Genomic DNA, 10,242 nt, shown 5'->3' with positions numbered 1-10,242 from the left:
GGGATTGGTTGCGCACGTCAGCACACTGCGACTTCTGGCGTGCGTCGCGCGACGGCAAACTTTACACCGTCCGCGGCTATTCCGAGGACGGCATTCCCAACAAGGTGCCGGCCGGCGCCGCAATTGATCTCACCATGCCGGTCTGGCGCGTCGGCGAAGGACTGCTTTTCGCGAGCCGCTTTGCCGACACATTTGAGGGGGTAGAGTCCATCGCCATCGAGTGTACCTTCACCGGCCTGAAAGACCGCTATCTGACCAGCGTGGATGGAATGCGCGCCATGTTCGGTGACCGGCATACGCGCACGGACACCGTCACTCTGGTTGGCCAGCCGACTGTGCAGCAGGTGCAAGATAATCTGACCGAGGTGATGCAGGCTCTGCTTTCGCCGCTTTACGAGCGCTTTGATTTCTTCGAGGCACCGTTCGAATTGTTCGACACGGAACTCAACAAGCTGCGCGGCGGGCGCTTTTAGACTCCGCGCCAAAGCCAAAACCTCCGGCCCGGCAATTGACCGAGCGAAAGCAAAGACCTCGGCAAATCCGATTTGGACTAAAATCTGACCTTGCGAATGCATAGCCTTCGCGGCAGCGATAGGTCGCATGCAGAACAGCAGCTTCTCGCACCACACAGCTGCGGGTTCGTTCTTCGGCCCCATCTCGGTCGCTCGGCGGGCAAGCGTTGAGATCGCGCTTCTGCGCATTTTTGACATTTGCCCTGGGCGGAACTCCCAGATTTGGGAAATGTTTTCCCGGCTTCAACGCGGGTCCAATACATTGTCACGAACCGATCGGTGCCGTGTCCGGTGTTCCGATCAAGGTCTCTTCATTCCGGAATTTTCCAAGGTGCTGCTGGCGGCATCGATTGCCTTGAAGACCAGCTACAGGAGTTCGGCCGCGCCGGAAGGGATGGGAAGCCTTCCGTGGCGGTGATGTTCCACAATGGTTCGAGCCTCGGCCGCGACGTCTCAAGGCTGCGTTTCATGGCCGAGAAGGCAGTGGAGGCTGCACAGGTCTCTGCGCTCGACCTGACGCAAATGCTGGAGCAGCGGTATCATCAAATTGATGAGGTCAACGAGCTGATGAGAGCCCAGTCCTGCATACGCGTCGCAATCTCGGAATATTTCCAGGGGCCGAAGAGCACTCGGCGGCCAAGCCTTTCGGTTAGGATTCTAAATTGGGCATTTGGCGCTCGGACGAAGGCTCGACCACGCATGTTCTGATCATTGCGATAAGGCGGAGATCGGCCGCCGAGACATGGTCGGATACCAGCGGGACGAGCAGAAAGGTGATGCCTGTGGATGCCGCCGCGTCGATCACCAAGTCCGCTTCGCCTAGCAACGGAAGGGCGCGCCTTTTTGCCGACCGTGAAGACGCGGCGAGCGTTCGATCTCAGCAGGGATGGTCATCAGGTGGGGCAATCTCATTAGGCGTATGGCAGAATAGCGAACACAAATAGCCACTAAGCGGGACAGGAACTGAGCTCGCAAAGCTTCGGTTTTTGGATCATGTTTCTCCTGATTAACTGAGAGCGTGGGCCGATTCCCTACGACCACTAGTCTGGCAGACCGGCGCCTCCGGGTTCGCGACGAGCAAATCATCCTCCCAACTGTCCCAGAGCTTTGTCCCCACGTCTACGCATTCGCCCGAGCCCAGTTAACGGTCGGCGTGGGTTGGGGTGTCCACCGGGCGGAGCTTCGGCTTCGCCCAATCTTCCCCGGTCGGCATAGTGTTCGATAGGGTAAACCGGCCTCGGCAACCGTGCGAGCGGCGCCAATCTGGAAGCCGCAGCTTCTCCGACACTTGCGGCTACCTTCCTTGCCTTCTGCCCCGACAGGCTACGCTATCGGCAGAGCGCTGCGCAGGAAGGGAGCAATACCCAAATCTTGAGTTCCTCGCGCGTCGGTTCTTCCTGCACACGGAAGATTTAATTCTTCCGGGCTTCGGGTGAGGCGCGCGGCGGATTCACTGGGCTGAGCTGTGAGGGCAGGTGCTCGCGCGCCGCAGTGACGCCCAAGATTGCACGGCAGGGTTGCAAATTGGGTGATCTGTGATAAGGAAATGTGAAGTCAGAAGAGGCCTATTGAAATGAAGCGCATGCAAGAAAAGCACATTCCCGCATTCGTGCAGGACGTGGTCGCAACGGGCTGCGATATCTGCGCCGTCAGTCCGAGTTGTTACTCCCTGGGCGATACCGATGTTCCGCGCGACAAGCGTAGGGGATTGTACAAGAAGCTCGGCGAAATCGATGCGCACTACGGGAGCCGCGATCACTTGCGTTACCAGATTGCGGCGCACCTGGCCTCGATTGGCCGCTACATCGACGCGCCCCCAAAGGAGGAGGAGGCCTGGATCGATAATGAAACACCCGAGTTGGCCGAGGTCACGCCTTACGACGTGGCGCACTTTCAGACTTACGCCGTCCTGCTGATGTCGGAGGAGATGGGCCTCGACTGGCGCAAGGTGGCACGAGCCATCTTGAACATTGACCCAGAGCGCCAGCCGGAACGGGCACGTCGGGCTTGGACATCCCATCTGGCGCGGGCGCGGTGGCTAGCGACGAGCGGGTGCGGGCAGCTTCAGAGCGATCGGTTTGGAATAGCCGCCCCGGTTAGCAAGCTCGCATGACCAGCCAGCCGTTGCCAAAGGCGAACATGGGACTTTTTGAGCGGCGGGGTGTCGAAAAAACTGCAAGCTTTTTTCGTTATTACGCTAAATCGGGTACTAGATCGACACGTCCAGGACGGCTTGGCATCATCAGGATGTAGGGTTCGTTACGCTGCTCAACGCCATCCTTGTGATGGCGTTGAGCAGAAGGCGAGCTCCGGACCTTAGGCGTTAGCCTAGCGTTTCGCGGCTGGCTTCTTGATTGGAATTGTTTTTTCTTCCCATGCCAAGTTGCCGCCGATTAACTCGGGGCAGCCGTCCTTTGCCCAACGGCATAGCCGACAGTTCTTGCGCGTTCGGAAGGTTGGTCGTCCGATTGATCGTTTCCGTTCCTCAGAAGTCGCGAGGAGATTGGGAGGGCAACGGTATTCATCTAGAAGCTAGGATGCGCTGCTTTGCCCTGCCCGGCGACTTTTTCAGGCGTCCACAATCATTGCATATATGGGTGCTACGAAGCGTCCGAACTGGGAACAAAACAAATCGGGCGAGGCTTGATCATGACGACCCCCAACCGAGGGAAATCGCCCGCACAGCTTTTCCGGCATCTATCGGCAAAGTGGCCTGCGGCGTTCAATCCGAAAGCGCCAATGCCGCTTAGGATCGGCATCCATCATGACATTCGCGTGCTGGACGGCGAACTGTCAGATGATGAATTGAGGAGAGCCCTGCGCGCCTATACCAGCATGCCCAGGTACTTGGCGAGACTGAGTGCTGGCGCTGTGCGGGTCGATCTTGATGGCGAGCCGGCCGGCGAGGTATCGGATGCGGAGGCGGCGAGCGCCAAGGCTTTGCTGTGCGCCCGCAAGAACAAGGAAGAGACCAAGAAGACGCCGGAGCCAAGGGTGCCTGATGCCCCGCCCCACAAGCCGAAGCAAACGGCCGTGTTCAACGCGAAAAATACGGCTGGAATAGTCGTTGAGACGAAGCGTCGCCGGTCTTTCCGAAAGCCGATGGCTTGAGCGCCACAAATCTCCCAAGACTCATGGGCTTACGAGTAATAGCCATGATGAAGAGGTCGATGCCCCAGAGGAACATCTCCCGAGTCAAACGACGCCTCTTCAACCGGGATTGCCTCGCTATGGTAGCTGTGTCCTGCAGGATGGCGCACGGGGTGCAGCTGCCTACCTGTGGAAGATACGCGTGGGAGGGAAAGCCCTTTTCCGGAAGGCGTTTGCCCCTCGTCCGCACCAACCAACCCCCTTGCGTTTGTCTCCAGGCAGACTCATACTGCCGCCTGCGCGTCTGCCGCCCAGCGCTGCTTGAAGAGATGCTCTCGACCGGCGTCAAACCACCAGCTTTGTAATCATAGCATCGAGTGCACAGTTCGGCCGGAGCGCGGCAATTTCGAGAGCGGCGAGATCCGCTAAGCCCCACATTTTTCCGCTATTCCGGCGATGCATTCCTCGAGCCACTCGAGGCGGAATTTCGCAATGCGAAGTTCATTCCCCGCTTCAAAACGTCGATGGCGCCCCTGTGGCGTGGTCGCCATGAGGTTGCGCTCGAGTTCCGCGATGCGCACACGCATCTGCCGCGCCTTCATCCTGACGCAAGGCCTTGATCCATCCCCGTCCGCGCATCAGTCTTCCTGCCCGCCCCAATAGTCATGCAAACATGCCATCGAGACCCTAATTTGCGGCAAGCTGAAACGCTCGAAATTTAACTTCCGCTAACGCGAGGAGACGAAACAGCGCGGCGAGACAGTCAACGAAGCGGACACGACCACCGCCCATTCCTTATCTGTCGAACCCGAGGTGATGGTGGTCAGCATCAACCTGAACTCGTCAACGTGGGCAGCCATCAACCAGCATCGGCATTTCTGCGTCATCATGCTTCGAGCCGACCAGATGGCGATCACCGAGCGGTTCGCCGGACGCGGTGCCCTGAAGGGTTCGGCTTGGTCTGCTCTGGCGACCGGCGCACTGGTACTTGAAGACGCGCTCGCCGCGGTCGATTGCATGGTCGAGGACACGATTGTGCGCCACAGCCAGGCGCTCGTCCTCGGCAGCGTCCGGCATGTGGTCAGCGGAGTGCCGGGGCCGGCTCTGATCGATCATCATGGCGCTTACGGATCGTCTTGAGCAAGCGGTACGCCAGTGAGTGGGCCGCAGCCACGCGCTTTTATTCTCCTTCTGGCCCGTTGAACAGTCGACCTACCGCTCAGCCCGGCTCTGGCGCAGCGCCCACGGCAGGCGCCGCTTCCATCGTTCACCTCGCGGCAGAGGAACATCTTTCTGCCACCGCTTCTTGCGGCGAGTTCGTCGGTCTCCAGTGGGTGCCTGAGATGCATCCGGAACCGGCGCTTTCTCGATCGTTGGTGGCTCCGGAGGCGATGCATCGGGCACGGTCATCTCCTTGGCCTGGGACACTTCTTCAGAGGTGGTGAACACGGGCTGGGAAAGATTTTCGCCAGGACCAATCGGCTTGCCGCGTCGCCTCAGCGACCGCACCTTTCGTGTTCGCTTTCGCGACATCGTTCGCGATGGCTGCCAGGTCGATGCCGACCCAGATCGACTCTGGCCGCTTTACGAGGCCACGCTTCTGTCTGATCTCGACGACAAAGGGTCGCTGCTGCTTCATAGTGCTCTCGGCGCTTGGGGGGTTGCGAAGGTCGTCTAAGCCCATCGCGCGCCGTCGTCCACGCGCCCCCACGCATTTTCCACATCAACCCAGCACGCGCACGCATGGTATCCGCTTCCGGGACGCTGCTAGGAGCCACGTCCTGACCGGATGAAATTGGTCTTTGGCTTCTGTCGCGGACACAGGATATTGCGTACCCACTCGCGCGAGACAGCCTGTTGTACATCTGCGCCACTGACCATCGAATCCCGGTGGTTGTTCCGCGCTCGCCACGACCATTAGAGCGTTTCAGGTTTTGACGGAAGCGTATCCGGCGTTGTTGAAGTAGTTTGAGCATTCGTCGGGTTCTATGGTGGCGACGAGGTGTCCGATGTGTCGCCAGGTGTCGTCGATGGTTCGCTTCTGGGCAGCTCGCATCCAGTGCTTGATCTTGGCGAAGGCCTGCTCGATCGGGTTGAGATCTGGCGAGTATGGCGGCAGGTACCAGAGCCTGGCGCCTGCGGCGCGAATCATCTGCCGGATGGCTGCCGACTTGTGGGAGCCGAGATTGTCCATGACGACGATGTCGCCCGGCTCAAGCACTGGCACGAGCTGCTGCTCGACATAGGCGCGGAAGCACTGGCCGTTGATCGGCCCGTCGAAGACGCAAGGTGCAGTCAGCCGGTCGCAGCGCAGCGCGCCGAGGAAGGTCAGCGTGCGCCAGTGGCCGTATGGAGCCAAGCCGCGCAGGCGTTTGCCCTTCGGCCCCCAACCGCGCAGCGGCGCCATGTTGGTCTTGATCCAGGTTTCGTCGATGAAGACCAACTGCCGTGGGTCGAGACCGGACTGCCAGGAACGCCAACGTTGTCGCCGTCTCTCGATGTCAGCGCGGGCTTGCTCAAGGGGCAACAGAGTTTTTTTTGAACCGCAAACCCTCGCGCCGCAGGAACTGCCACACCGTATCGTGCGATACCTTCACACCGCGCGCCGCAAGTTCGTCCTTTAGCCGATGCAGCGACAGATGCGGCGTCTGATTGATCCTCTCCACGATGAAGGCCCGGTGCGGCTCCAGAACCCGCTTGCGATGGCCGCCCATCTTGCCGGGCGCGACCGACCCACTCGCCCGATAGCGCTGCGACCACTTCACCGCCGACGACACCGCTATGCCAAAACGAGCCGCAACCGTGCGGCAGCTCTCTCCAGCCGCGATCGCCACAACAACACGCTCACGAAGATCATTCGAAAGAGGTCGCGTCATCCGATGCTGGCCTCCGATCCAGCCAGCATCTTGAATCACAAAATCAGCCTCTCCGGAATCTGGAGGCTTCTGTGAGGTCCGCGGGCACGACGGAGCGGCCGGGTTGGCTGTCGGACCTCATTGCAAGCCGGATTGAACGGAGCCGCGGGCAGGACTGGCGCTATGGGGATTGTAGCCCGGATCTGTGGCCGGGATAGTCTTCGCCAGAATGATCAAGGGCCGTCGGGATGCAATGACGGCAAAGGACGCTGCGACAGGGGGCGGCATCTTGATGGCAGGTGCCGTCGGACAGGCTGTAGTGCCTTCTATCGCCGGGCTGGCTGCTTGCACCCTTGTGCGATGGGCCAAGCGTTGGCGTTCCGGCGCCCATGGTGACGGATGCTGAGCATGGCGATGAGGAGGCGCCGGCCGCGATCATGAGGTGTCGCACCAGAACGGGCCGGGCGGTGCCTGTCCGCTGCGCCAGACTGCGAGCGTGATCATCCGTCCTCCACAGCATGGGCAGCGGTGCGTTGCCGCAAGAGGAGCGGCAGCGGCGCTTTCGGCATCCGGTTCGCGATCATCCTGTTGTGGTTTGGTCAGCAGCCTGCGGCACTGGTCGAGCCTGGCGGCGCGATGGCCGTTGGCGAGGAAGCCGTAGTGGCGGATGCGATGGAAGCCGTCCGGCAGCGTGTGCAGCAGGAAGCGGCGGATGAACTCGTGCGCGTCGAGCGTCATCACCTTTGTCCTTCCGCCATGACGATAATCCTTCCAGCGGAATCCGACACGATCGTTCTCCATGCTGATCAGCCGGGAATTGGCGATGGCGACGCGATGGGTGTAGCGACCGAGGTAGGCCAGCACCTGCCCTGGACCGCCGAACGGCGGTTTGGCGTAGACCACCCAGTCGAGGCGGCGCGACCTGGCCAACAGGCGGGTGAAGGCGGCTGGCTCGGTCAGGCCGGCAATGTCGCCGAAGAACTTGAGGCTGCGCGCGTCGAAGGCGGCTCGTAGGGCTTCCAGGAAGCGGCGGCGAAACAGGCGCGACAGGACGCGCACCGGAAGGAAGAACCCTGGCCGACAGGAGACCCAGCGCGAGCCGTCCGGCGAGACGCCACCGCCCGGCACGATGCAATGGATGTGCGGATGGTAGTGCAGGTTCTGCCCCCAGCTGTGCAGCACCGCGATGAGGCCGATCTCGGCGCCGAGATGTTTGGAATCGGCGGCGATCGTGCGCAGCGTCTCGGCCGCAGTCCTGAACAGGATGGCGTAAACCGCCGCCTTGTTCTGGAAGGCGATCGCGGCGACCTCGGCCGGCAACGTGAACACGACGTGGAAGTAGGGAACCGGCAGGAGTTCGGCCTCGCGTGCGGCGAGCCAGTCGCGGCAGGCCTGTCCCTGGCATTTTGGGCAATGCCGGTTGCGACAGGAATTGTAGGCCACGCGGATCGCCCCGCAGGATCGGCAGCCCTCGACATGGCCGCCGAGCGCGGCCGTCCGGCAGAGCTCGATCGCGCTCATCACACGCCGCTCGACACGTCCGAGATGGCCGTCATGAACCTGCCGATACGCCTCGCCGTGGCGGCCGAAGATATCCGCCACCTCCAGTCTCGCCGACACGGGCGGAACCGGTCAGCCCGGCGGCACCACTTCAACGTTCAGCCTGTCGAGCGGGCTCGTCGTGCGCCGGATGAGGCCGTTCGAGACCTTGGTGTAGCGTGCCGTCGAGGAAAGATTGTTGTGGCCAAGCAGCACCTGGATGATGCGGATATCGGTGCCGTTCTCGAGCAGATGCGTGGCGAAGGAGTGCCTGAGCGTGTGCACCGTCACCCGCTTGTCGATGCCGGCGGCAGCGCGCGCCGAGCGGCAGGCCGAATACAGCACCTGCACGTCGATGGGACGATTGGGGTCGCGGCCGGGAAACAGCCAGCCCTGCGGCTTCGCCAGTCGCCAGTAGACCCGTAGGATCCGAAGAAGCTGCGCCGACAGCATCACGGTGCGGTCCTTGCCGCCCTTGCCGTGACGAACGAGTATGACGCCGCGGCCGCTGTCGATATCGCCGACCTTCAGCCCGACGGTCTCCGAGGCGCGAAGACCCGCTGCGTAGGCCGTCGTCAGCGCCGTGCGCGTCTTCAGGCTCGGCACTGCCTCCAGGAAGTGGACGACCTCGTCGGCGCTGAGAACCACCGGCAGCGTGCGTGGCGAGCGGGCATAGACGATCCGTTCCGGAATCTCGGCATGGCCGAGTGTCACGCCGTAGAAGAACCGCAACGCGCACACCGTCTGGTTCAGCGCCGGCCACGAGATCCCGGTCGAGACCAGATGCACCTGAAAGGCGCGGACATCTTCAAGGCCAAGGCGGTCAGGGGATCGGCCGAAATGGCGGGAAAACTTCGCCACCGCGTGCACGTAGGATCGTTGCGTGGCCGGCGACAGATTGCGGATCGTCATGTCTTCGATCATGCGCCGGCGAAGAGGGCTCAACTCGGCCATCTCAGTGCTCCTGTTCCAAGATTGCGCTTCAACAGCCGCAATCCTTCAAAACAGAAGCCTCAACCGCAAACCGACCCGCCAAATGCCGCGTCAGCGGCTTCGTTCAATCCCTCTTCGATTCTGTCAAAAGCTGAACCGCTCTAGCAGTACCAACGTTAGCAATCGCTGGTGCCTAGACGTGACGGTCAGGCTTCAATGACGGGGAAGTGGGAGGATTGCGCGTTTACGAGGCGGGCTGGTCGGCCGCTCAATCGATAGCGTCATTTGAGGCGCTGCCTCTCCCGCCTGCAACTGGCAGACACGCTCGTCCAATTCCTTGTCTACTTCCGTGAGACGATGGTTGAGGCGAAGGTAGTCCGTCCAGGTCGGCGTGCGGAATGTCTCTGTCCATTGCATGGGCTTCTGCAGGTTGCGCTGAAGCGTCCAGTTCCGAGCACCGACGCGGCTGTGGATATGCCTGCGCTGCCGCATGAGCTCGAGGAAGGCCTCGACATTTTTCTCGGCTATCAGATATTCGACCTTGACCACGATAGGACCGCTTCTCGGCTTCAAATTGAGAGCGACAGCTGGGGCGTGGAATTCCTCCAAAGGATCGGGCTCGGACTCGCGGCGCTCGCGTAGAGGAAACAGAATGCCAGCTGCGGCGACGAGCAGCAGCGCTCCAGCGGAACCCTCCAGCGCCCACGTCAGGGAATGGCTTTGGGAGACCGTGCCCCATACCCAGCTGCCGGCCGCGATGCCGCCATCTATCAATGCATAGTAGATCGAAATCGTGCGCCCCACGACCCAGCGCGGGCTCGCCAGCTGCACGCTCACGCCAACTCCGGACCAGGCGGTGACCCAGCCGGCGCCGCCCAAGGCGAGCGCAAGTGCGGCCACCGGAATCGAAGAGGTCAGTGCAAGGGAGAGGGAGCAGGCCGCGCAGGCGAGGCACGCGAGCTTCATCAGACGTTCTTGCGACAAGCGCCGTCTGAATGTGCCGTTGGAAATGCCGGCGAAGACGGCGCCCGTCCCGAAGCCTGCCATGAGCGTGCCATAGGCGAGCGGTCCGCCTCCCAGATGATCGCGGACTACCAGCGGCAGCAGTGCGAGAATGGCGATGCTTGCCAGGCCAAACAGGGTTCCGCGTGCGATCGCCGCCTTGATTTCCGAAGACATCGCCGTGAAGCGCAGCCCGTCATAGATCGCCGTCCTCATCGACTCGCGCGGGAGAGGCGAAGAGCGAACCTTCCACTTGCAGCGCCATATCGTGCCCAAAGGGACCAAATAGGTGAGGGTGGTCACGCTAAAAG

8 protein-coding genes and 2 pseudogenes are annotated in these 10,242 nt (G+C 61.5%); 5 read left to right on the top strand and 5 right to left on the bottom strand.

Translation table 11 applies throughout. The features are described 5' to 3' along the window. The 4 genes and pseudogenes from EOA32_RS38835 to EOA32_RS27170 form a co-directional block, all read left to right on the top strand. A pseudogene (locus EOA32_RS38835) lies at window positions 1–473 on the top strand (hypothetical protein); the annotation flags it as partial. Window positions 474–920: 447 nt separating this feature from the next. Then, entirely contained in the window at window positions 921–1,220 is a 300-nt protein-coding gene (locus EOA32_RS27185; protein WP_128373356.1) for a hypothetical protein, read from the top strand. Window positions 1,221–2,085: 865 nt separating this feature from the next. Next, window positions 2,086–2,625 (top strand): hypothetical protein, encoded by a 540-nt coding sequence (locus tag EOA32_RS40815; RefSeq protein ID WP_348632228.1) that lies wholly within the window; start codon window positions 2,086–2,088, stop codon window positions 2,623–2,625. Between the two features lie 536 nt (window positions 2,626–3,161). After that, on the top strand, window positions 3,162–3,623 hold the full coding sequence (locus tag EOA32_RS27170) for a ProQ/FinO family protein (protein WP_128373357.1): 462 nt from the start codon (window positions 3,162–3,164) through the stop codon (window positions 3,621–3,623). Window positions 3,624–4,027: 404 nt separating this feature from the next. Here the strand turns inward: EOA32_RS27170 and EOA32_RS27165 are convergent, their stop codons facing one another. Continuing rightward, the gene (locus EOA32_RS27165) at window positions 4,028–4,189 is read right to left on the bottom strand and encodes a hypothetical protein (RefSeq protein ID WP_245499398.1); all 162 of its coding nucleotides are present in this window, start codon (window positions 4,187–4,189) and stop codon (window positions 4,028–4,030) included. Window positions 4,190–4,379: 190 nt separating this feature from the next. Here EOA32_RS27165 and EOA32_RS27160 point away from each other — a divergent pair. Continuing rightward, a pseudogene (locus EOA32_RS27160) lies at window positions 4,380–4,742 on the top strand (flavin reductase family protein); the annotation flags it as partial. Window positions 4,743–5,529: 787 nt separating this feature from the next. Here EOA32_RS27160 and EOA32_RS27155 read toward each other — a convergent pair. From EOA32_RS27155 to EOA32_RS27140, 4 genes are all read right to left on the bottom strand, one after another. After that, a protein-coding gene (locus EOA32_RS27155) for an IS630 family transposase (RefSeq protein WP_128373354.1) occupies window positions 5,530–6,478 on the bottom strand; the annotation gives its coding sequence in 2 pieces (ribosomal slippage) (window positions 5,530–6,141 and window positions 6,143–6,478; 948 coding nt in all). A 414-nt stretch (window positions 6,479–6,892) separates the two neighbouring features. Next, window positions 6,893–8,077 carry an IS91 family transposase gene (locus EOA32_RS27150; RefSeq protein WP_127862950.1) on the bottom strand — a complete coding sequence of 395 codons (1,185 nt, stop codon included), beginning with the start codon at window positions 8,075–8,077 and terminating at the stop codon, window positions 6,893–6,895. A 12-nt stretch (window positions 8,078–8,089) separates the two neighbouring features. Continuing rightward, on the bottom strand, window positions 8,090–8,950 hold the full coding sequence (locus EOA32_RS27145) for a site-specific integrase (RefSeq protein WP_127862951.1): 861 nt from the start codon (window positions 8,948–8,950) through the stop codon (window positions 8,090–8,092). A gap of 192 nt (window positions 8,951–9,142) precedes the next feature. Then, on the bottom strand, window positions 9,143–10,242 hold a 1,100-nt coding region (locus tag EOA32_RS27140), incomplete at its 5' end, for an MFS transporter (protein WP_128373353.1).

Origin of the sequence: Mesorhizobium sp. M1A.F.Ca.ET.072.01.1.1 (assembly GCF_004023325.1) — a bacterium.
Lineage (GTDB): Bacteria > Pseudomonadota > Alphaproteobacteria > Rhizobiales > Rhizobiaceae > Mesorhizobium.
This window is presented reverse-complemented; position numbering and strand designations above follow the sequence as displayed.